Origin of the sequence: Aeromonas sp. SrichE-2G, from assembly GCF_017939565.1 — a bacterium.
Taxonomy (GTDB): Bacteria; Pseudomonadota; Gammaproteobacteria; order Enterobacterales; family Aeromonadaceae; genus Aeromonas; species Aeromonas taiwanensis.
The window spans coordinates 49,878-71,607 of record NZ_JAGKRG010000008.1 but is presented as its reverse complement, the minus strand read 5'-3'; the positions used below and the strand labels follow the sequence as shown (position 1 = coordinate 71,607).

20 protein-coding genes are annotated in these 21,730 nt (G+C 65.0%); 12 read left to right on the top strand and 8 right to left on the bottom strand.

Going from position 1 to position 21,730, the window contains the following annotated elements:
• Positions 1 to 31: 31 nt before the first annotated feature.
• Entirely contained in the window at positions 32 to 1,210 is a 1,179-nt protein-coding gene (gene pncB / locus J9885_RS12415; protein WP_210549636.1) for a nicotinate phosphoribosyltransferase, read from the bottom strand.
• A 101-nt stretch (positions 1,211 to 1,311) separates the two neighbouring features.
• Positions 1,312 to 1,947: a nicotinamidase gene (locus tag J9885_RS12410; RefSeq protein ID WP_210549635.1), complete on the bottom strand. Its 636-nt coding sequence runs from the start codon at positions 1,945 to 1,947 to the stop codon at positions 1,312 to 1,314.
• A 74-nt stretch (positions 1,948 to 2,021) separates the two neighbouring features.
• Here J9885_RS12410 and J9885_RS12405 point away from each other — a divergent pair, with 74 nt between their 5' ends.
• Both J9885_RS12405 and J9885_RS12400 read left to right on the top strand, forming a co-directional pair.
• Positions 2,022 to 2,672, top strand: a complete 651-nt coding sequence (locus J9885_RS12405; protein WP_210549634.1) for a DNA mismatch repair protein MutT — start codon at positions 2,022 to 2,024, stop codon at positions 2,670 to 2,672.
• On the top strand, positions 2,669 to 3,154 hold the full coding sequence (locus tag J9885_RS12400; protein ID WP_210549633.1) for a DUF523 domain-containing protein: 486 nt from the start codon (positions 2,669 to 2,671) through the stop codon (positions 3,152 to 3,154). The genes J9885_RS12405 and J9885_RS12400 overlap by 4 nt, the downstream gene beginning before the upstream one ends.
• Here J9885_RS12400 and J9885_RS12395 read toward each other — a convergent pair.
• The 3 genes from J9885_RS12395 to J9885_RS12385 all read right to left on the bottom strand — a co-directional run bounded on the left by J9885_RS12395 (position 3,100) and on the right by J9885_RS12385 (position 6,601).
• The gene (locus tag J9885_RS12395) at positions 3,100 to 4,056 is read right to left on the bottom strand and encodes an acyltransferase (RefSeq protein WP_210549632.1); all 957 of its coding nucleotides are present in this window, start codon (positions 4,054 to 4,056) and stop codon (positions 3,100 to 3,102) included. The two genes, J9885_RS12400 and J9885_RS12395, sit on opposite strands and share 55 nt — an antisense overlap.
• Positions 4,057 to 4,063: 7 nt before the next feature.
• On the bottom strand, positions 4,064 to 4,963 hold the full coding sequence (locus tag J9885_RS12390) for an acyltransferase (RefSeq protein ID WP_134694222.1): 900 nt from the start codon (positions 4,961 to 4,963) through the stop codon (positions 4,064 to 4,066).
• A 120-nt stretch (positions 4,964 to 5,083) separates the two neighbouring features.
• Complete coding sequence (locus tag J9885_RS12385; RefSeq protein WP_210549631.1) at positions 5,084 to 6,601, bottom strand: YifB family Mg chelatase-like AAA ATPase; 1,518 nt, start codon at positions 6,599 to 6,601, stop codon at positions 5,084 to 5,086.
• 385 nt (positions 6,602 to 6,986) lie between these two features.
• Here J9885_RS12385 and ilvG point away from each other — a divergent pair, with 385 nt between their 5' ends.
• The 6 genes from ilvG (at position 6,987) to ompA (ending at position 14,747) form a co-directional block, all read left to right on the top strand.
• On the top strand, positions 6,987 to 8,633 hold the full coding sequence (ilvG, locus tag J9885_RS12380; protein WP_128296666.1) for an acetolactate synthase 2 catalytic subunit: 1,647 nt from the start codon (positions 6,987 to 6,989) through the stop codon (positions 8,631 to 8,633).
• Positions 8,630 to 8,899, top strand: a complete 270-nt coding sequence (gene ilvM / locus J9885_RS12375) for an acetolactate synthase 2 small subunit (protein WP_210549630.1) — start codon at positions 8,630 to 8,632, stop codon at positions 8,897 to 8,899. Before ilvG ends, ilvM begins: the two co-directional genes overlap by 4 nt.
• 12 nt (positions 8,900 to 8,911) lie before the next feature.
• Positions 8,912 to 9,856, top strand: a complete 945-nt coding sequence (locus J9885_RS12370) for a branched-chain amino acid transaminase (RefSeq protein ID WP_210549629.1) — start codon at positions 8,912 to 8,914, stop codon at positions 9,854 to 9,856.
• A 146-nt stretch (positions 9,857 to 10,002) separates the two neighbouring features.
• A complete protein-coding gene (ilvD, locus tag J9885_RS12365) occupies positions 10,003 to 11,844 on the top strand; it encodes a dihydroxy-acid dehydratase (protein WP_128296669.1) in 1,842 nt (613 codons plus the stop codon).
• Between the two features lie 3 nt (positions 11,845 to 11,847).
• Positions 11,848 to 13,380: a threonine ammonia-lyase, biosynthetic gene (ilvA, locus tag J9885_RS12360; RefSeq protein WP_210549628.1), complete on the top strand. Its 1,533-nt coding sequence runs from the start codon at positions 11,848 to 11,850 to the stop codon at positions 13,378 to 13,380.
• Between the two features lie 245 nt (positions 13,381 to 13,625).
• Entirely contained in the window at positions 13,626 to 14,747 is a 1,122-nt protein-coding gene (gene ompA, locus J9885_RS12355) for a porin OmpA (RefSeq protein WP_210549627.1), read from the top strand.
• Positions 14,748 to 14,802: 55 nt separating this feature from the next.
• Here ompA and J9885_RS12350 read toward each other — a convergent pair whose 3' ends face one another.
• Positions 14,803 to 15,198 (bottom strand): HPP family protein, encoded by a 396-nt coding sequence (locus J9885_RS12350; RefSeq protein ID WP_210549658.1) that lies wholly within the window; start codon positions 15,196 to 15,198, stop codon positions 14,803 to 14,805.
• Positions 15,199 to 15,347: 149 nt separating this feature from the next.
• Between J9885_RS12350 and J9885_RS12345 the strand changes: the two genes are divergently transcribed.
• On the top strand, positions 15,348 to 15,887 hold the full coding sequence (locus J9885_RS12345; RefSeq protein ID WP_210549626.1) for a TetR/AcrR family transcriptional regulator: 540 nt from the start codon (positions 15,348 to 15,350) through the stop codon (positions 15,885 to 15,887).
• Here the strand turns inward: J9885_RS12345 and priA are convergent.
• Positions 15,884 to 18,091, bottom strand: coding sequence for a primosomal protein N' (gene priA, locus J9885_RS12340; RefSeq protein ID WP_210549625.1), 2,208 nt, complete (start codon positions 18,089 to 18,091; stop codon positions 15,884 to 15,886). The genes J9885_RS12345 and priA overlap by 4 nt on opposite strands.
• A gap of 147 nt (positions 18,092 to 18,238) precedes the next feature.
• On the opposite strand from priA, the gene rpmE reads away from it, so the two are divergent.
• The 3 genes from rpmE to J9885_RS12325 all read left to right on the top strand — a co-directional run bounded on the left by rpmE (position 18,239) and on the right by J9885_RS12325 (position 21,440).
• A complete protein-coding gene (gene rpmE / locus J9885_RS12335; RefSeq protein WP_010676078.1) occupies positions 18,239 to 18,454 on the top strand; it encodes a 50S ribosomal protein L31 in 216 nt (71 codons plus the stop codon).
• Positions 18,455 to 18,570: 116 nt separating this feature from the next.
• Positions 18,571 to 20,004 carry a DUF2867 domain-containing protein gene (locus J9885_RS12330; RefSeq protein ID WP_210549624.1) on the top strand — a complete coding sequence of 478 codons (1,434 nt, stop codon included), beginning with the start codon at positions 18,571 to 18,573 and terminating at the stop codon, positions 20,002 to 20,004.
• A gap of 179 nt (positions 20,005 to 20,183) precedes the next feature.
• Complete coding sequence (locus tag J9885_RS12325; RefSeq protein ID WP_134694234.1) at positions 20,184 to 21,440, top strand: malic enzyme-like NAD(P)-binding protein; 1,257 nt, start codon at positions 20,184 to 20,186, stop codon at positions 21,438 to 21,440.
• A gap of 89 nt (positions 21,441 to 21,529) precedes the next feature.
• Here J9885_RS12325 and J9885_RS12320 read toward each other — a convergent pair whose 3' ends face one another.
• The gene (locus J9885_RS12320; protein WP_210549623.1) at positions 21,530 to 21,706 is read right to left on the bottom strand and encodes a hypothetical protein; all 177 of its coding nucleotides are present in this window, start codon (positions 21,704 to 21,706) and stop codon (positions 21,530 to 21,532) included.
• Positions 21,707 to 21,730 lie beyond the last annotated feature (24 nt).

Sequence of the window (21,730 nt, the reverse complement as noted above, 5' to 3'; positions counted from 1 at the left end):
GTGCGCAAGATGGGGCACTCAAAAAGGCGTCTTATACCCCGACGTGGAAGGCCTGCTTGAGGTTGCGGATGAAGTCCGCGTCCCGGCACAGGGTCTTGCCCGGGCTGTCGGAGATCTTGGCGACCGGGCCGCCATTGCACTCCATCAGCTTGAAGACGATGTTCATCGGGGTGACCCCAGGCAGATCGCAGGTGAGCTTGGTGCCGATGCCGAAGCTGGTGTTGATGTGACCGCGGAAGTGGCGGAACAGCCGGACTGCCTTGTCGAGGTCGAGGCCGTCGGAGAAGACCAGCGTCTTGGTGGCGGGATCGATGCCGAGGCGCTGGTAGTGGCTGATGGCCTTCTCGCCCCAGACCACGGGGTCACCGGAGTCGTGACGCAACCCCTGGTAGCGGCTCGCCAGCTCGAAGTCGAAGTCGCGCAGGAAGGCATCCATGGTGATGCAGTCGGTCAGGGCGATGCCTAGGTGGTTGGTGAACTCGTCCAGCCAGCTGGTGAGGGCCGCGCGCTGGCTGAGTTCCAGCGGGAAGCCGAGTTGCTGGTGAGCCTGGAACCACTCGTGGGCCTGGGTGCCCACCGCCGGCAGCCGGTATTTCTGGGCCAGCTGGTAGTTGCTGGTGCCGCGAAACGCCGGCAGCCGATCCTCGAGGCGGCCCACCACGGCATCCTGCACCGCATGGGAGAAGCGGCGGCGGGTGCCGAAGTCGATGAGGTTGAACTCGGTCATCTCCTCCCGGCTCAGCTCCCGTTCCAGCCTGTCGATCTTCTGGTCGAGCCGCTCCAGCGCCTGGCTGACGCCGAACTGGGGGTAGCGGAAGCGGTTGCGCATCTCGCTGATGATGGCGAGCACCGGGATCTCCCACAGGATGACGTCCTGCCAGGGCCCTTCGACCCGCACATTGATGCGGCCATCCTGCTCGAACACCTTGAGCAGGGAGGCATCCAGCGGCTTGCGGCGCAGGTGATCCAGATAATCCGGGGTAAAGAAGGGGCGCTCGGCCAGAAAATCGAGCTCGGGTCGGGTCAGCCGCAGGGAGCCGGCGAGGCGCAGCTGCTCCTCGATCTGGCCCATCATGGGCAGCAGATCCTCTTCGTTGCGGCTGTGGAATTCGGCCACCACCTCGGCATCCGGGTAGCGATGGAACACCGCCTGCTGCATGTGCAGCTTGTAGGCATCGGTGTCGAGCAGGCTGTTGAGAATAGGAGGCATATCAGACTCCTCGCAGACGGGTGAGCATGATGGCACGCCCCTGCCGCATAGGTAGTGTGCAGGCATCGGTGTAGAGCAGGCTGTTGAGAATCGGGGGCATATCAGGCGTCCAGCAGGCGTTGTACATCGGCCAGGGTCTGGGCCAGCTCGGCGCCGGCCTCGATCATCTGGGCGCGGGCCTGGGCGATCGTCTCGGGGGCGATGCCGCGACAGGCATCGAGGTGGACGATGACCCGGAAGCCGGCGCGGCGCAGTTGCAGCACGCTGGTCTTGACGCAGTAGTCGGTGGCGAGGCCGCCGACCAGCACGGTCGCGACGCCGCGGGCCTGCAGGAACTCGATGAGCCCGGTGCTGCGACGCTCGGCGAGGTCGTGGTAGCAGGCGCCATAGGGGTGCAGATCCGGCTCGACCCCTTTCCAGACGAAGAAGTCGTAGTCGATGGGGGCGGGCAGGCCGTCGAGCAGCTCGAAGCCAGGGGTGCCCGGCACGCAATGGGCCGGCCAGGTGAGGTCGGCGTTGGGCAGATCCAGCGGTTGCAGCATGGCGGCCGACTCGCTCACGACCCAGGCTGCGTTCGCGGGGTGGGCGTCCTTGCTGCCGACTCGCAGGGTGGCGAGGGCGGCCTGGGTGTTGAGTGCCGCCACTATGTCATCCCCGCCTGCGACGGGCAGCTCGTTCGGACAGAGCGGAGTAAACCCCTTCTGCGCATCAATATCCAGGCTGGCGATGGTTCCCATGGGTGACTCCTGCACATAATATTCTTGTGATATTATCTACCAAACATTATTAGAAGGCGAGCAGGTCGACCAGGATGCCGAGAATGAGTCTGGATATGGTGGTGCTGCGGTTGCGCGAGGAGCGGCTCGAACTGCTCCTCGAAACCCGGGATCGCCCCCCCTTTGCCCACTGCTGGCAGCTGCCGGCCCTGCGCATCGACGAGACCCGGGATCGGGATCTGGATGCTGCCCGCCACCGCCTGCTGGCGCAATGGGGGCTGGCGCAGTGCTACAGCGAGCAGGTCTGCACCCTCGGCAACCTGGAGCGGGATCCCCGGGGCTGGTCCACCACCCTCGTCTACCTGTGCCTGGCGGAACCCGAGGCCGGCGCCGTGCGCGGCTGCTGGCACCCCCTGGATGATTTGCCCGGCCTGCAACTCGCCTTCGACCATCCCCAGCTCATCGCCATGGGGCTGGAGCGGCTGCGCATCAAGAGCCGTTACAGCACCCTTCCGCTGCACCTGCTGGGGACGGAGTTCACCCTCTCCGAGGTGCAGCGCGCCTTCGAGATCATCCTGCAGACCCCCATGAACACGGCGGCGTTTCGCAAGCGGATCCACCGGGCCGACATCCTGACGGACACCGGCCGCAAGCGCACCGGCAAGCAGCGGCCCGCCATCCTCTACCGGCTGGAGAACCCCTGTTGCGTGATGTTCGACCAGGTGATGAATGGAGCGGAAGCATGAAGGATGTCTGCGTGACCAAGGTGCTGGTGAGCGCGTGTTTGCTGGGTCAGCCAGTGCGTTACGACGGCCGGAGCAAGGGGATCGTCAGCGACTGGCTGGCCGAGTTGGGCGCCGAGGGGCGGGTGCTGACCTTCTGTCCCGAGGTGGCGGGGGGGCTACCGACCCCGCGGCCGCCCGCCGAGCGGCAGGGGGAGTCTGTGGTCACCGAAAGCGGGCTGGATGTGACGACCGAGTTCGATCGCGGCGCCGCCCTGGCGCTGGCGCTCTGCCAGCAGCAGGGCATTCGCTTCGCCCTGTTGAAAGAAGGGAGCCCCTCCTGCGGCAGCGGCCGTATCTACAACGGCCGCTTCGAAGGGGTCTCGGTGGCGGGAGAGGGCAAGACCACCGCCCTGCTGCGCCGCCACGGCATCGCCGTGTTCAGCGAGGATCAGCTGCCCGAGCTGGCCTCGGCGCTCGCCTCGGCTGCCTGCGGCTCGGTCTGAGCCGCCGCATCGGCCGCCTGCCACTGCGCCAGCACGGCGTCCTTCTCCTGCCAGCGCTGGTTCAGCCACTCCTGGAAGCCGCGCTTGAACTGCTTGTCATTGAAGTAATCCCCCACCAGCTGCTCGTCCACCGGCAGCTCCTCGATCCGCACCCGGATGCGCTTCATCCGCCCCATCAGGAAGTCCTTGAAGGGGGTTTCGACGTTGTCCGGATAGCTGATGGTGACGTTGATCAGGCTGTCGAACTGCTCCCCCATGGCCGCCAGGGTGAAGGCTAGCCCGGCCGCCTTGGGGGGCATCAGGTGGCGAAAGCGGGAGCGGGAGGCGTCACGCTTCTGTTCGGTGAAGCGGGTCCCCTCCACGAAGTTGATGACGGTGGTGGGGATGTGGCGAAACTTCTCGCAGGCGTTGCGGGTGGTCTCGATGTCCTTGCCCCGCAGGTGCGGATTGCGCAGCAGAAACTCTCTCGAATAGCGGCGCATAAAGGGCATGTCCAGCCCCCAGCAGGCGAGCCCCAGCAGCGGGATGTAGATGAGCTCGTGCTTCATGAAGAACTTGGGCACCGGCAGCCGGTCGCGGAAGAGATGGCCCAGCACGACGATGTCGGTCCAGCTCAGGTGGTTGCTGATGATGAGATACCAGCCATCCTTGCGCAGCCGGGTGTCGTCCTCCACCTGCCAGTCGATGCGGGTGGTGAGGCGGATCACCAGGGCGTTGCAGGCCAGCCACAGGCGCATGAAACGGTTGTTGAGGCGGCTGCAGGCGCGACCGAAGGCCGGCACGGGGAGCAGCAGCTTGGCCAGGGACACCAGCAGGATCAGGCTGGCGCACAGGGCGGTAAACAGTATGGTCAGGCCGGCGCTGATGAGCAGCACCAGGGGGCCGGGGAGCAGGCTTAGCATGAGTGTCTTACTGCGTCTTGTCCGCCAGTAACTGGCCCAGGGTCTGGTCTTTCTCGCACCAGATCCCGTTCAGCCACTGCTGAAACTCTTGTTGGAACTCGGGGTCATTGAAGTAATCCCCCACCAGATTGCGTTCGATCGGCAGAAAGCGGACCCGAACCTTGATCTCCCTCACTCGACCGCACATGAAGTCCCAGTAGCTGGGGATGCCGCCTGGATAGGCGATGGTGACATCCACCAGTTTGTGCAGCTGATCCCCCATGGCCGCCAGGGTGAAGGCGACGCCACCCGCCCTCGGGTGCAGCAGGTGACGATAGGGAGCGCCCTGTTTGTCGTGCTTGCTGGCGGTGAAGCGGGTGCCCTCGACGAAATTCATCACGCTCACCGGAATGTGGCGGAATTTGGCACAGGCCTTTCGCGTGGTCTCTATGTCTTTTCCCTTCAGATGCGGGTGTTTTTCCAGGAACTTGCGGGAATAACGTCGCATGAAGGGGAAGTCGAGTGCCCACCATGCCAGACCGAGAAAAGGTACCCAAATTAGTTCTTTCTTGAGGAAAAACTTCAGGAAGGGGATTTTTTGATTAAAAATCCGCTGCAGTACCAGTATGTCGACCCAGGATTGATGGTTGGCAATCACCATATACCACTCATTCCGGCGCCCTTTGTCCACTCCGACCACCTCGAAAGGGGTTCTGATGATGGTTTTCTGGATCAGGTTGTTGAAACCAATCCAACAGCCGGCGCAGCCATCCAGCAGCGCGTTGCAGAGGGTGCGCCACCCCTTGATGGGCAGCAGCAGCTTGATGAGGCCAAGCAGCAGGACGGGAGCAAACCAGAACAGGGTGTTGATGAAATAGAGCAGGGTCGAGAGGCTGCCGCGCAGTCGCTCTATCAGCTTGTTGGGCATGGTGGAATCCGTTTTCGTGTCGGTGGATGGCAACCAAGTGGTCAGATCAGTGGCCATAATATCAGCCGAGGCACGACTAGACCATGGAAGGCATCCCCGCTTGAGGGGTTGGCCCCTCGCTCACTGGCCGCTGCGCAGGCGCGAGAGCAGCCGATCCATGGCGCGATAGCCGAGCGCCTCGATGAGATGCTCCCGCTCGATGGCGGGTCTCCCCGCGAGGTCGGCGATGGTGCGCGAGACCCGCAGGATGCGGTGCCAGGCCCGGATGCTGAGCCCCAGCTTCTGGATGGCGTTCTCAAGAAACTCGGCATCTGGCGGTGAAAGTCGGCAAACGGCTTCGATTTCACGGCTATCCAGCAGGTTGTTGAGCTTGCCGCTGCGCGCGATCATGCGCTCCCTTGCCGCCAGCACCCGCTCGCGGATCTGCCGGCTCGGCTCCCCCCGCTGCGCCTTGCCGGTCAGGCTCCCCTTGGGCAGGAGCGGCACCTCCACCGTCAGATCGAATCGGTCGAGGAAGGGGCCGGAGAGCTTGCCGAGGTAGCGAAGCACCTGATCCGGGCTGGAGCGGGTCTGGCCATCGCCATAGTGGCCGCAGGGGCTGGGGTTCATGGCACCGACCAGCTGGAAGCGGGCGGGGAAGTCCACCTGGCGGGCGGCGCGGCTGATGGTGATGTGGCCCGTCTCCAGCGGCTCGCGCAGGGAGTCGAGCACCTTGCGTTCAAACTCCGGCAGTTCATCCAGAAACAGCACCCCGTTGTGGGCCAGGGATATTTCACCGGGCCGCGGGTGACTGCCGCCGCCCACCAGCGCCACTGCCGAGGCGCTGTGGTGCGGTGTGCGATAGGGCCTGTGGTGCCAGTGACCGGCCCGCGGGGTGAGGCCGCCGATAGAGTGGATGGCGGCGGTCTGTTGCGCCTCCTGTTCGCTGAGCGGCGGCAGAATGCCGGGCAATCGGCTGGCCAGCATGCTCTTGCCGGTACCGGGCGGGCCGATGAACAGCAGGTTGTGGCTGCCGGCGGCGGCGATCTCCAGCGCCCGCTTCGCCTGGGACTGGCCGATCACGTCCTGCAGATCCGGCACGTCGGGCAGGGTTTCCGCGCTCTGGGGATCCGGCAGCGGCAGCTCGTACTGACCCGCCAGCCAGGCGGTAACGGCCAGCAGCTGATGGGCGGTGCGTACCTCGGCGTCCTGGATGAGCGAAGCCTCCGGGCCGTTTTCCCGCGGCACCAGCAGGGTGCGCCCTGCGTCGCGGCAGGCGAGCACGGCGGGCAGCACACCGAGCACGGGGCGGATCTCGCCGGTCAGAGCCAGTTCCCCTAAAAATTCGTGATCGAGCAGGTATTTTGCCGGTATCTGCTTGGAAGCAGCGAGAATGCCGATGGCGATGGCCAGATCGAAACGGCCCCCCTCCTTGGGCAGATCGGCGGGAGCCAGATTGACCGTGATGTGTTTGCTCGGGAACTCGAAGTTGCCGTTGAGCAGGGCGCTGCGTACCCGATCCCGCGACTCCTTCACCGAGGTTTCCGGCAGACCCACCATGTTGAACGCGGGCAGGCCGTTGGAGAGGTGCACCTCCACCGTGACTTGCGGCGCCGTTATCCCCAGGCTGGCACGGCTATAAACAACAGCTAATGACATAAATCCCGTCCTTGGTTTGATGTATATGCTGGTTAACCGTATTTTATTAGTTTTTTGTTCCGCATTGCGTGTTTACTGACAGGGAAAATCAGAGTCTTGTCAGGTAAAAAGTGCTTGCCCAATAAAAATCACCGTGCTAGTTCTAATAGCCATTCGCGGCATAAACCGCCCCCATTTCACAGGATTTCCGGTTGTAACTATGAGCATGGCCTCCCGTTTCGTCAGCATTATTGTGGTCCTAGTGGTGATTATTATCTCACCGCTCGGGGCTCGTTTGGCTGCACGGAACAAGGGATAGACCCACCACCGGACAGAACGAAACAAAGCGACCCCCGAGCCTCACGGCCCGGGGGTTTTTTTTCGACCAAAGGACAGGATTTTCCACATGAACGGCGCGCAGTTTTTGGTACAGGCTCTCAAGAAACAGGGTGTGACCCAGGTGTTTGGTTACCCGGGCGGAGCCATCATGCCGGTCTACGATGCCCTGTATGACGGCGGTCTGGCCCATCAGCTCTGCCGCCACGAACAGGGGGCAGCCATGGCGGCCGTCGGCTATGCCCGCGCCTCCGGCCAGGTGGGGGTCTGTATCGCCACTTCTGGCCCCGGCGCCACCAACCTGGTGACCGGTCTGGCGGAGGCGCTGCTCGACTCGGTGCCGCTCGTGGCCATCAGCGGCCAGGTGCCCTGCGCCGCCGTGGGCACGGATGCCTTCCAGGAGGTCGACGTGCTCGGCATGTCCCTCTCCTGCACCAAGCACTCCTTTATGGTGACGGACGTGGCGGATTTGCCTCAGGTGATTGCCGAGGCCTTCGCCATCGCCAGCGAAGGGCGCCCCGGTCCCGTGCTGATCGATCTGCCCAAGGATGTGCAGCTGGCTGCGGTGCCGGCCCAGAGCCCGCTGTTTGCGGTGGAGGATCCCGAGCCCCTCAACCCGGCCGAGCTGATGGTCGCCCGTACCCTGCTGGCCGCTGCCGAGCGCCCCGTGCTCTACGTCGGTGGCGGGGTGGGCATGGCCAACGCCGAGCAGCAGCTGCGCGACTTTGCCGCCGCGACCGGCATGCCGGCGGTCACCACCCTCAAGGGGATAGGTGCGCTCGACTCCGACAGCCCCGTTTATCTGGGCATGCTCGGCATGCACGGGACCAAGGCCGCCAACCTGGCGGTGCAGCAGTGCGACCTGCTGGTGGTGGTGGGCGCCCGTTTCGATGATCGGGTGACCGGCAAGCTGGAGGAGTTCGCCCCCGAGGCCAAGGTGATCCATCTGGACGTGGACGCCGCCGAGTTTGGCAAACGCCGCGCCGCCGAAGTGGGCATCACCACGGATCTCAAGCGGGTGCTGCCGGCCCTGGCCATGACCCTGGCCATCGAGCCCTGGCGCGAGCACTGTGCCGCCATGGCCCGCGAGTACGCCTTCCGTTACGACCATCCGGGTCAGGCCATCTACGCCCCGGCCCTGCTCAAAGAGCTTTCAAGCCGGCTGCCTGACACCAGCGTGGTCGCCTGCGACGTGGGCCAGCACCAGATGTGGGTGGCCCAGCACATGCGCTTCACCAGCCCGCGCAACCACCTCTCCAGCGCCGGTCTCGGCACCATGGGCTTCGGCCTGCCCGCCGCCATCGGCGCCAAGATGTCGCGCCCCGAAGACGAGGTGGTGCTGGTGAGCGGCGACGGCTCCTTCATGATGAACGTGCAGGAGCTTGGCACCATCCGCCGCGCCCAGCTCAAGGTGAAGATGGTGCTGCTGGACAACCAGCGCCTCGGCATGGTGCGCCAGTGGCAGGAGCTGTTCTTCGACGGCCGCTACAGCGAGACCATCCTTTCCGACAACCCCGACTTCGTCGCCCTGGCCGCCGCCTTCGGCATTCCGGGCGAGACCATCACATGCAAGGAGGAGATAGCCCCGGCACTGGATCGCCTGCTGGCGAGCGACACGGCCTATCTGCTGCATGTGGCCATTTCAGAGGAAGAAAATGTCTGGCCCCTGGTACCCCCAGGAGTCGCCAACCACAAGATGATGGAGCAACGCCCATGAACCAGCACAACCAGCACACTCTGCACATCCACGCCCAGCCCAGACCCGAAGTGATGGAACGGGTGCTGCGGGTGGTCCGTCACCGCGGCTTCAATCTCTGCGCCCTCACTATGGAAACGAGAGCGGAGCAGGATTGCCAACAGCTGCGGATCACGGTTACTGTCGAGTCGGTACGTCCCATCCAGCAGTTGTGGAGCCAGCTGGTCAAGCTGGTGGATGTCTCCCAGGTCGATGCACTGGAACAGCAACCCCGGATCAGCGCTTAAGGAGCCAAGCCAATGTCACAGCCTTCCCAATCCGCTACCCAACCCAAATTCATCTGGTTCAACGGCAAGCTGGTCCCCTGGCAGGATGCCCAGGTGCATGTCATGAGCCACGCCCTGCACTACGGCTCCTCGGTGTTTGAAGGGGTGCGTGCCTACGATACCCCCAAGGGCGCCTGCATCTTCCGCCTGCAGGAGCACACCCGCCGCCTGTTCGACTCCGCCAAGATCTACTGGATGGACGTTCCCTACAGCGAGGCCGAAGTGAATGAAGCCTGCCGCACCGTGGTACGCGAGAACGGCCTGAAAAGCGGCTACCTGCGCCCGCTGGCTTTCATCGGTAACGTGGGCCTTGGCCTGCATCCTCCCAAGGATGCCAAGGCCGACGTGATCGTTGCGGCCATCCCGTGGGGCGCCTATCTCGGCGAAGAGGGGCTGAAAAACGGGGTGGATGTGTGCGTCACCTCCTGGAACCGGCTCGCTCCCAACACCATCCCCACCGGCGCCAAGGCGGGCGGCAACTATCTCTCCTCCCAGCTGATCAGTCGCGAGGCCAGGCGCAACGGCTTCGCCGAGGGGCTGGCGCTGGACGTGAATGGCTACCTGAGCGAAGGGGCGGGGGAGAACCTCTTCCTGGTGAAGAACGGCGTGCTGTTCACCCCGCCCGCCACCGCCGCTATCCTGCCCGGCATCACCCGCGACACCATCATGACCCTCGCACGTGACTTGGGATATGAGGTGCGCGAGCAGGCGCTGCCACGCGAGGCGCTCTATGTGGCGGACGAGATCTTCATGACCGGTACCGCGGCCGAGGTGACGCCGGTGCGCTCCGTGGACCGGATGCAGGTGGGTGCTGGCTGCCGCGGCCCGGTGACCGAGCAGTTGCAGAACGCCTTCTTCGGTCTGTTCAACGGCCAGACCGAAGACAAGTGGGGCTGGTTGACCCCGGTGGCGGACTGACGTGCGCGGGGAGGCGATACGCCTCCCCGAGTCGCTTCCGGTGAGGGCGCCCGGCGGTGCCCTCACCAGGATCGATTCCCGATCCGCGAATCACACATTCATGTTGAAAGACAATGCGCCCCAGGGGCATTCAGGGAGTAGAGACAATGCCGAAGTTGAGATCCGCCACCACCACCCACGGACGTAACATGGCCGGGGCCCGCGCCCTCTGGCGTGCCACCGGCATGACCGATCAGGATTTCGGCAAGCCCATCATCGCCGTGGTCAACTCCTTCACCCAGTTCGTGCCGGGTCACGTCCACCTCAAGGATCTGGGTCAGCTGGTCGCCCGGGAGATCGAGGCCGCCGGCGGGGTCGCCAAGGAGTTCAACACCATCGCCGTGGATGACGGCATCGCCATGGGCCACGGCGGCATGCTCTATTCCCTGCCGTCCCGCGAACTCATCGCCGACTCGGTGGAGTACATGGTCAATGCCCACTGCGCCGACGCCATGGTCTGCATCTCCAACTGCGACAAGATCACCCCGGGGATGCTGATGGCCGCCCTGCGCATCAACATCCCGGTGATCTTCGTCTCCGGCGGCCCCATGGAAGCGGGCAAGACCAAGCTCTCCGACCAGATCATCAAGCTGGATCTGGTGGACGCCATGATCCAGGGCGCCGATCCCAAGGTCTCCGACGCCCAGAGCGACCAGATCGAACGTAGCGCCTGCCCTACCTGCGGCTCCTGCTCCGGCATGTTCACCGCCAACTCCATGAACTGCCTGACCGAGGCCCTGGGCTTGTCCCAGCCGGGCAACGGCTCCCTGCTGGCGACCCACGCGGATCGCGAGCAGCTGTTCAAGCTGGCGGGCCAGCGTATCGTGACCCTGGCCAAGCGCTGGTATGAACAAGATGATGCGAGTGCCCTGCCGCGCAACATCGCCACCAAGGCTGCGTTCGAGAACGCCATGGCGCTCGATATCGCCATGGGCGGTTCCACCAATACCGTGCTGCACCTGCTGGCGGCGGCGCAGGAGGCGGGTGTCGACTTCACCATGGCCGACATCGACCGCATGTCCCGCAAGGTGCCCCAGCTGTGCAAGGTGGCGCCCTCCACCCAGAAGTACCACATGGAAGACGTGCACCGTGCCGGCGGCGTGGTCGCCATCCTGGGCCAGCTGGAGAAGGCGGGCCTGGTACACGGCGACGCTCGCAACGTGCTCGGCACCTCGCTCAGCGAACTGCTTGAGGTGTACGACGTCAGCCGCTGCGATGACAAGGGCGTGCACGACTTCTACCGCGCCGGCCCGGCCGGGATCCGCACCACCAAGGCGTTCAGCCAGGATTGCCGCTGGCCCGAGCTGGATCTGGACCGCGCCGAGGGCTGTATCCGCTCCTTCGAACACGCCTACAGCCAGGAGGGGGGCCTCGCCGTGCTCGCCGGCAACCTGGCGCTGAACGGGGCCATCGTCAAGACCGCCGGGGTGGACGAGGAGAACCTCACCTTCCGCGGCCCGGCCCGGGTATTCGAGAGCCAGGAGAGCGCCGTGACCGGCATCCTGGACGGCACTGTCAAGGCCGGCGAAGTCGTGGTGATCCGCTACGAAGGGCCGAAAGGGGGCCCGGGCATGCAGGAGATGCTCTACCCCACCACCTATCTGAAATCCATGGGTCTCGGCAAGGCGTGTGCGCTGATCACCGACGGCCGCTTCTCCGGCGGTACCTCGGGTCTCTCCATCGGCCACGTCTCGCCGGAGGCGGCCTCCGGCGGCACTATCGGTCTGGTGGAGGATGGGGACATCATCAACATCGACATCCCGGCCCGCAGCATGGTGCTGGAGGTGGCCGACAGCGTGCTGGCTGCCCGCCGCATCGCCGTCGAGGCCCGAGGCTGGAAGCCGCTCGATCGTCAGCGTCAGGTCTCCTTTGCCCTGCGCGCCTACGCCATGTTCGCCACCAGTGCCGACAAGGGTGCGGTGCGCGATCGTTCGATGCTGGGGGAATAAACCATGGTCTCTGCGGCGGATTATCTACGCAAGGTGCTGCTCTCCCCCGTCTACGAGGCGGCGCGGGTCACCCCCTTGCAAACCCTGAAGAAGTTGTCCGACAGGCTCGGCAACCACGTGGCCCTGAAGCGAGAGGATCTGCAACCGGTCCACTCCTTCAAGCTGCGCGGCGCCTACCACAAGATCGCCACCCTGACCCAGGAGCAGAAGGAGCGCGGCGTCATCGCCGCCTCCGCCGGCAACCACGCCCAGGGGGTGGCCCTGTCGGCGGCCAAGCTCGGCATCAAGGCGATCATCGTGATGCCCCAGACCACGCCGGACATCAAGATCGACGCGGTGCGCCGTCAGGGCGGCAACGTGCTGCTGTTTGGCAACAGCTTCGACGAGGCCTACGGCGAGAGCCGCCGCCTCGCCGAGCTGGAGGGCTACACCCTGATCCCGCCGTTTGACGACGTCGAGGTGATCGCCGGGCAGGGCACCATCGGCAAGGAGCTGCTGGAGCAGGACACCCACCTCACCCACGTCTTCGTGCCTGTGGGGGGGGGCGGCCTGGCCGCCGGGGTGGCGGTCTACATCAAGCAGCTGCTGCCGGACGTCAAGGTGATCGGGGTGGAGGCGGAGGGCTCCGCCTGCCTCAAGGCTGCGCTGGCGGCCGGTGAACCGGTCAACCTGGAGCGGGTCTCCCTGTTTGCGGACGGGGTGGCGGTCAAGCGCATCGGCGAGGAGACCTTCCGCCTGTGCAACCAGTATCTGGACGAGGTGGTGACCGTCTCCAACGACCAGATCTGCGCCGCGCTCAAGGACATCTTCGACGACTGCCGCGCCATCGCCGAACCCTCCGGCGCCCTGTCCCTGGCGGGCCTCAAGGCCTACAGCGAGCGGGAGCAGGTAAAGGGCGGGCGCATGGCGGCCATCCTCTCCGGCGCCAACGTCAACTTCCACAGCCTGCGCTACGTGTCGGAGCGCTGCGAGATCGGCGAGAAGCGCGAGGGCATGCTGGCGGTGACCATCCCCGAGCGCAAGGGGGCCTTCCTCGACTTCTGTCGTCAACTCGGCCCCCGCATGGTGACCGAGTTCAACTACCGCTACGCCGATGCGGTGCAGGCCTCCCTGTTTGTCTCGGTGCGCCTCACCGGCGGCGATGAGGAGCTTGGCCAGATCCAGCAGCAGCTGGAGGGCAACGGCTATCCGGTGGTCAACATGACCGAGAGCGAGCTGGCCAAGAACCACGTGCGCTACATGATTGGCGGCCGCCCGGCCCGGCCCCTCGGTGAGCGGCTCTACAGCTTCAAGTTTCCGGAGCAGCCGGGGGCCCTGATGCGCTTCCTCGAGACCCTGGGGTGTCGCTGGAACATCAGCCTGTTCCACTACCGCAACCACGGTGCGGACTACGGCCGGGTGCTGTGTGCCTTCGAGCTGCCGGACGAAGACGTGGCGGCCTTCCACGACTACCTGCACAAGATTGGCTACGGCTGGAAAGAGGTGAGCGAGGATCCCGCCTACCGGCTGTTCCTGGCGAGCCAGAGCCGCCAGTGACGGCAATTATCACTCGATCCAAAACGAAGAGCCTGACTCTTCGTTTTTTTATGGGCAGCCGCCTGACCCACCCGGAGGATGGGGGGGATGACTGTCGATAATGTCGCCAATATCACACTCCTGAGTCCCTGGTCGTTTGAGGCTGGTTGCAGATGGGATACTCTGAATACGGGGCTTGGGTTCGGGGCCCCGTCAGGGAAGAGAGGCGCAGTCGCGTCATAACAATTCATTGCAGGGGCTCATCCATGAACAGATCTACGCTCGCCGTCCTGATCGGCGCTCTGATGGCAACGGGGACGGTGCAGGCCGCCGCCCAGGACAACACCTGGTATGTCGGCGGCAAGGCCGGCTGGTCCAATTTCTATGGGGTTGATTACGACGAACAGGTCGAAGCGCTGGTTGATATCTTTGACCCGAGCAAAGATCACAGTGATCTCGGCCTAGGCGTATTTGCTGGTTATCAGGTCAATCAGAATGTCGCTGTCGAGCTGGGTTATGACTGGCTCGGCAAGTATGAGGTAGACCAACACTTTGCAGGTAATGGTGTCGATACCGGCCTGCAAGGAGAAGCCAAAGCCCAGATGATCCAGGCCACCATGAAGATCGGCTTCCCGGCGACCGAGGCGTTGGAGCTCTACGGCCGTCTGGGAGGTGCCTATGCCTGGACCGATAGTTCCCTTAAGGCCTGGGCCAACGATGGTACGAGCAATATCTCCCTGTCGGGTGATGGCAAATATCACGGTGCTGCCTTTGTCGGCGCACTGGGGATGGAATATGCCATCGACAAGGATTGGGCTGCCCGCCTCGAATACCAGTACACCACTCCTCTTGGTAAAACGTCGCTGGATGAGTCAGGCATTGAGATGGACAACGGCCTGCTGTCGGTCGGCATGCTCTACCGCTTCGGCCAGGTGGGTGACGAGCCGGTGGCACCGACGCCGGCCCCTGAACCGGCCCCGGCGCCCGTGCTGGTAGAGAAGCAGTTCAGCCTGGATTCCGACGTGCTGTTCGAATTCAACAAGGCGACCCTGAAGCCGGCCGCGAGCCAGGCCCTCGACAAGCTGTTTGCCGATATCCTGGCCGCCAATCCGAAGGACGGGGTGGCGACGGTGATCGGTCATACCGATCGGCTGGGGTCCGATGCCTACAACCAGACGCTCTCCGAGCAGCGTGCCCGCACCGTGGCGGACTACCTGATCGCCAAGGGGCTGTTTGCGGACAAGGTGCGTGCCGAGGGGCGCGGCGAGTCCTCGCCGGTGACCGGGGGCAGCTGCCCGGACGGCGCCAAGGCGCAGATGATCGCCTGTCTGGCACCGGATCGCCGGGTCGAGGTGCGTCTGACCGGGGTGTCTCAGGTCGCCGAATAGGCCCTGACCACCGGGCGGTGACAACGACGAGGGGGCCCCAGGGCCCCCTCGTCGATCATGGGGCCCGCAGCGGCCACTGCTTCATCCAGCTGGCGCCGCGCGCCATGAGGATCAGGAGCAGGGCACCGGGCAGCACCGTCTGCCAGAGGAAGGGCCAGGATTGCGCGGTGAGCAGTACCACCAGCGGATTGGCGCCGGCGGGGGGATGGATCACTCCCAGGCCCTGCATGAGGGCGACGGCGAGGCCGACCCCCAGGGCCAGCTTGATCTCCATGGGCAGGGGCAGCAGCTGCACCAGCAACCCCAGGATCGCCGAGAGCAGATGCCCTCCCAGCACGTTCTGCGGTCGGGCCAGCGGGCTGTCCGGCAGGGAAAAGAGCAGCACGCAGCTCGCCCCGAACGGTGCCATCAGCAGGCTCCACTGCCAGCCCAGATCCAGCCAGCCGAGCACGGCGATGGCCGTGCTGGCGCCCGCCCCGGCCAGCATGGCCGCTCTCCATCGTTGCATCTCCATCTCTGTCTCCTCGTGGATGAAGGGTCTCTTGACCCTGATGGTGACATTAGGTAGACAGATCGGTGTACTTCAAGGGGGACATCGAGGTGAGTGAGAAACGCCAGCAACTGATGACGACGGCCTATCGGCTGTTCAACCGCCACGGCTTTCACGCCACCGGCATCGATCGCATCTGGGCCGAGGCGGGCAGCACCAAGCGCACCCTGTATCGCCACTTCCCCACCAAGGACGCCCTGATCGAGGCCGTGCTGATGGCGCGGGATACGGAATTTTTTGCCCTGCTCGACGCCAGGATGGAGGGGGTCTCTGGCCAGGAGGCCAGGCTGCAGGCGCTGTTCGACGGCTTTGCCGACTGGTTTGGCCGCAGCGACTTCTACGGCTGCAACTTCATCAACGCCAGCGCCGAGTTCTCCGATCCGCGCCACCCGGTGCGCAAGCTGGTGGTAGCGCACAAGCAGGCCCTGCTGCTCTGGGTCAGGGAGGCGCTCGCGTGCACCGCAGCGCAGGCGATGGGCCTGTGCCTGCTGCTGGAGGGGGCCGTGGTGATGGCCCACAGCTATCAGCAGCCCCTGGCCCTGGAACAGGCCAGGGGGCTGGCGCACGCGGTGCTGACAGAGGGGCCCTAGTTCAGCTCGGTGGGGTCGATATCCAGACTCCAGCGCACCTTCTTGGTCTCGGGCCAGGCCTCCAGCTCTTTCACCGCCCAGTCCAGCAGCTGGGCAAGCGGGGCCCGGCTCGGCCCCTGCACCAGCAGCTGCATACGGAATTTACCCGCCTTGCGCTCCATAAAGCCGCTGATGGGCCCCAGCACCTGCACCTGAGGGTAACGGGCGCTGCGCAGGGTATCGGCAAGCCGGACGAGGAATAGCTGCACCTCGTCGCGGCCGTTGGCCTCGGCCCGAAACAGCCCCTGATGGCTGAACGGGGGCAGCCCCAGCAGGCGGCGCTCTTTCAGCGCCGTATCGGCGAAGTGGCCGTAACCGTTCTGGGTCAGATCCTGCAGCAGGGCATGCTCCGGATGGTGGCTCTGCAGCACCACCAACCCGGGTTTGCTGGCGCGACCAGCGCGGCCAGCCACCTGGGTGTAGAGCTGAGCCAGCTTCTCGGCGGCGCGAAAATCGGCGCTGAACAGGGCGCCATCCACATCCAGCAGCCCGACCAGCGTGACGTCCGGGAAGTGGTGGCCCTTGGCCAGCATCTGGGTGCCGATCAGGATCTTGTACTTGCCCGCCTTGATGTCGCCGAGGTGGGTCTCCAGCTCCCCCTTGCGCCGGGTGTTGTCCCGGTCGATGCGCACCACTGGATATTGCGGGAAAACGGTGCCAAGCAGCTGCTCCAGCTGTTCTGTGCCGACCCCTGAGCCGATCAGCTCGCTGCTGCCGCACTCGGGGCAGTGATGGGGCAGGGGGCGCACGCTGTCGCAGTGGTGGCAGTGCAGCCGTCGCCCGGCCTGGTGCCAAGTGTACCAGGCGTCGCAGCGCTCGCAGGCGGCGCTCCAGCCGCACTGGTGACAGATGAGGGCCGGGGCATAGCCGCGGCGGTTGAGGAACAGCATCACCTGGTTGCCGGCCGCCAGATGCTCCGCCATCAGCTGCTCCAGCTGGGGGGAGAGGCCGGCCTGCAACCGCACGTTCTTGATGTCCAGGATCACCTGGCGGGCGGTCTGGGCGTTGCCGGCGCGCCGGGTCAGGCTGAGGTGGTGATACTTGCCGGTGCGGGCGTTGTGCAGCGTCTCCAGCGACGGGGTGGCCGAGCCGAGCAGGATGGGGATGCCGGCGCGATGGGCGCGCATCACCGCCAGATCCCGCGCGTGGTAGCGAAAGCCGTCCTGTTGCTTGAAGGAGCCGTCGTGCTCCTCGTCGATGATGATGATGCCGAGGTCGTGAAACGGGGTGAACACGGCGGAGCGGGTGCCGATCAGGATGGCGGCGCCCCCGTCGCGGCAGGCGAGCCAGGCATCGAGCCGCTCCCGATCGTTCATGGCCGAGTTCATCGCCACCACGGGCACGTTGAAGCGGCGGCGAAAGCGGTTGATGGTCTGCGGGGTGAGGCCTATCTCCGGCACCATCACCAGGGCCTGCTTGCCCGCCTTGAGCAGGGGCTCGAGGATGCTCAGATAAACCTCGGTCTTGCCAGATCCCGTGATGCCATCCAGCAGGAAGGCGCCAAACCTGTCGCTCTGGCTGGTGACGGCAGAGACCGCCAGCGCCTGTTCGCCGTTGAGGCGCAGCCCCTCCCCCGGCTCGAAGCGGGCGGCCCAGTCACCCTCATGGCTCGGCTCCAGCGAGCGCCTCTCCAGCAGCCCCTTCTTCTCCAGTGCGCTGAGTGCGGCGCTCTGGATCTCCTCCTGCTTGAGGGCGGAGGGGGTCTGCGGCCCCTTGCGCAGCAAGGCGAGGGCCTGCTGCTGCTTGGCCGCCCGCTTGAGCTCGTTGAGATCGACCGCCATGCCCACCTCGGTGGCGAACCAGAACTCCAGCTCCCGATAGGCGGCGGGCTCCCCCTTGCGCACCAGCACCGGCAGGGCGTGGGGCAGCACCTCCCCCAGGGGATGCTGGTAGTAGCCGGCGCTCCAGGCCATCAGCGCCAGGATATCCGGCCCCAGTACGGGGGCGCTGTCGAGCACCCTCTTCAAGGGCTTTAATTTGTTGCGGGGGACCTGGCTCTCGGTCGGGTGACCCACCACCAGACCGACCAGAGTCTGGGGGCCGAAGGGGATCTCGACCCGGCAGCCGGGGGCAGGCAAGGGCAGGGGGGAGAGATAGTCGAAATGACGGCGCAGCGGCACCGGCACGGCCACACGAACCAGATCCAGGGGTTGGGAAGAATTCACCAGATGTTGCCTATTTTTTCTGCGAAGCCACTTGCCTGAACTCAGGCATTTCCTATATTATTCGCAGCCTTTGAAACTGTGTTCAACAATCGTGTGGTGTCCGACAAGAGATCGGATGGCGACACGGCCTGATAATTGAGGTTGTCCATGAAAGCTGGTATCCACCCTGACTACGTAGCCATCACCGCCAAGTGCTCTTGCGGTAACGTCATCAACACCTTCTCTACCATCGGTAAAGATCTGAACCTGGACGTGTGCTCCGAGTGCCACCCCTTCTACACCGGCAAGCAGAAAGAAGTTTCTAGCGGCGGCCGCGTAGACAAGTTCAACAAGCGTTTCGGTGGCTTGACCTCCAAGAAGTAATCTTGCTTCTGAAGCATTCTGAAAAAGGCGCCCATCGGGCGCCTTTTTTATTGGTCGGCGTTCTGTAATCCCTCGCTATGCCCTATGGTGTGGGCTCAACCAAGGGAGAAGAGTCGATGCGCACATGTCTGGTGATGGGAGCGGCCGGGTACATAGGATCCTACTTGGTGCCCCACCTGCAGGGGCTGGGGTACAGGGTCATCGCCGGGGCGCGCCGCCCCTGCCGCCTGCCGGAGGGGGTGGAGTTCCGCCTCGCCGACAGCCTCAAGCCCGCCACCCTGTCGTCTGCGCTCGTCGGGGTCGACACCGTCTTCTATCTGGTGCACGCCATGGGGGCGGGGGCCGGCTTTCACCGGCTGGAGCAGCAGGGGGTGAAGAACTTCGCCGCCGCCGCCCGTGCCGCCGGGGTGCGGCGCATCATCTATCTGGGGGCCATCCAACCCGAGCCCTGCAACAGCCGTCACCTCAACTCCCGCCGCTATTGTGGCGAGCTGTTCCGGGATGCCGGCGTGCCCACGGTGGAGCTGCGGGCAGGCATCATCATCGGGCCCGGCTCGGCCGCGTTCGAAGTGATGCGGGATCTGGTGTTCAACCTGCCGATGATGGTGACGCCCAAGTGGGTGCGCTCCCGCACGCCCCCCATCGCCCTCTCCAACCTGCTGCACTATCTGGTCGGGCTGGTGGAGGCACAGGGGGTGGACGGCCAGATCTTCAACGCCGCCGGTCCCGAGCTGCTCAGCTACCAGCAGCAGTTGCAGAAGTTCGCCGCCCATATCGGCAAGCGTTGCCCCATAGTGCCGCTGCCGTTTCTCAGCCCGCGCCTCTCCGCCTGGTGGCTGCAATTCGCCACCTCGGTCCCCCAGCCCATCGCCAAGGCGCTGGTAGGGGGTCTCAAGCACGACATTCCGGCGGATGACGGCCCCTTGCGCACCCTGCTGCCCCAGCATCTGCTCAGCTTCGACGAGGCGCTGACGGAGAGCCTGGCCCTGGAGCAGAGGCTCGGCGCCGAGCAGCAGGGGGAGGAGACGCCGCTCGGCCTGCGCTGGCGCCATCCCGAATACGGCTTCTACGACCGCACCGCGAGCGGGGAGGCCGACTGCCTCGCCGCCCCCGAGGTGGTGTGGCAGGTGTTGCAGCAGCTGGGGGGCGAGCAGCGCTACTTCTACATGAACGAGCTCTGGGTGGTGCGGGAGTGGATGGATCACCTGATCGGCGGCCCGGCCCTGACCCGGGGGCGCACCAACCCGGATCGCTTCGTGAAGGGGGACATGCTGGACTCCTGGCAGATCCTCGGGGTGGACGAGGGGCGCAGGCTGGATCTGCTGTTCAACATGAAGGCCCCGGGCGTCGGGCGGCTGGAGTTCAACATCCAGCCCCTGGAGTCCGGGCTCACCCGACTCAGGGTGACGGCCCACTGGCACCCCCAGGGGGCCTGGGGACTGGCCTACTGGCTCGCCATGCTGCCGTTCCACCTCTTCATCTTCCAGGGGATGACGGAGGCCATCGCCCGTCAGGCGGAGGAGAGGGCCGGTATCCCGGTGATGGATTGAAAACGAATCTATATCTAATTGGGTAGATGCGGCTGGTGGTACATGCTGCCGAGTGGCTGGTCGGCGTTGTTTGGCGATATTTTCTGCTGTGAAAGCCCGGCGGTTTTCATTATGATCCCCAGCCCTCGCCCGTGGGCGAGCCAATGCACCACTCATTCATTTCCGTATCGGGGTCCCCCATGTCCGATCAGCGTCACGATCTTCGTCAACAAGCACTCGACTACCACGCCCAGCCCGTCCCGGGCAAAATCGCCATCGCCCTCACCAAGCCCGCCGAGACCGCCCGCGATCTGGCGCTGGCCTACAGCCCGGGCGTCGCCGAGCCGGTGCGCGAGATCGCCGCCAACCCGGCCGATGCCTACCGCTACACCGGCAAGGGCAACCTGGTGGCCGTCATCTCCAACGGCACCGCCATCCTGGGGCTGGGCAACCTGGGCCCGCTGGCCTCCAAGCCGGTGATGGAGGGCAAGGCCCTGCTGTTCAAGCGCTTCGCCGGCATCGACGCCATCGACATCGAGGTGAAGCACGAGACCAGTGCCCAGTTCATCGACACGGTCGCTGCCATCGCCGACACCTTCGGCGGCATCAACCTGGAAGACATCAAGGCCCCCGAGTGCTTCGAGATTGAAGAGGCGCTGATCGCCCGCTGCGACATTCCGGTCTTCCACGACGACCAGCACGGCACCGCCATCGTCACCGCCGCCGGCCTGCTCAACGCCCTGGAAGTGCAGGGCAAGGCGATCGGCACCAGCCGCATCGTCTGCATGGGGGCCGGTGCGGCCGCCACCGCCTGCATGGACCTGCTGATCAAGTGCGGCGCGGCACCCGAGAACATCTTCATGCTGGACCGCCAGGGGGTGATCCACAGTGGTCGTACCGATCTGAACCAATACAAGCAGCGCTTTGCGAACGATACTCCCCTGCGCACCCTGATGGACGTGATCGACGGGGCCGACGTGTTCGTCGGCGTCTCCGGTCCGGACGTGCTGCCCGCCGAGGCGGTGGCGCTGATGGCCCCCAACCCGGTGATCTTCGCCTGCTCCAACCCGGATCCCGAGATCAAGCCTGCCCTGGCCCACGGGGTGCGCGGCGACCTCATCATGGGCACGGGCCGCTCGGACTACCCGAACCAGATCAACAACGTGCTCTGCTTCCCCTTCATCTTCCGCGGTGCCCTGGACGCGCGCGCCAGCCGCATCAACGATGCCATGAAGATCGCCGCGGTGGAGGCGATCCGCGCCCTGGCCAAGGAGCCGGTGCCGGCCGAGGTGCTGAGCGCCGCCGGCGTGAGCGAGCTCACCTTCGGCAAAGAGTACGTCATTCCCAAGCCGATGGATGCCCGTCTGCTGCCGCGCGTCGCCCGCGCCGTGGCGCTGGCGGCGGTGGAATCCGGGGTCGCCCGTATCGCCCTGCCGGCGGACTACATGCTGGGTTGAGGTCCTTCGGGCTTCAGGCTTGCAACCGGTAAAACAGAAGGGGCCCCGTGATGGGGCCCCTTTTTCATTGCGGGACGCTGGTGTATGGATTACTTGGTCTTGGGAGCCACCTGGACGGTCGGCGCCTTGGCGGCCTTGTGGTGCTTTTTCACGACCTTGGTCTGAGTCGCCTGGGGAGCGGCGGCCTTGGTCGGGGTGGCAGCCATGGTGAAGCCGGAGGTCAGGGCGAAGACAGCGGCCAGGCTCAGGGGGATCAGCTTGTTCATATTCCAGTTCCTCATTCGGTTGAT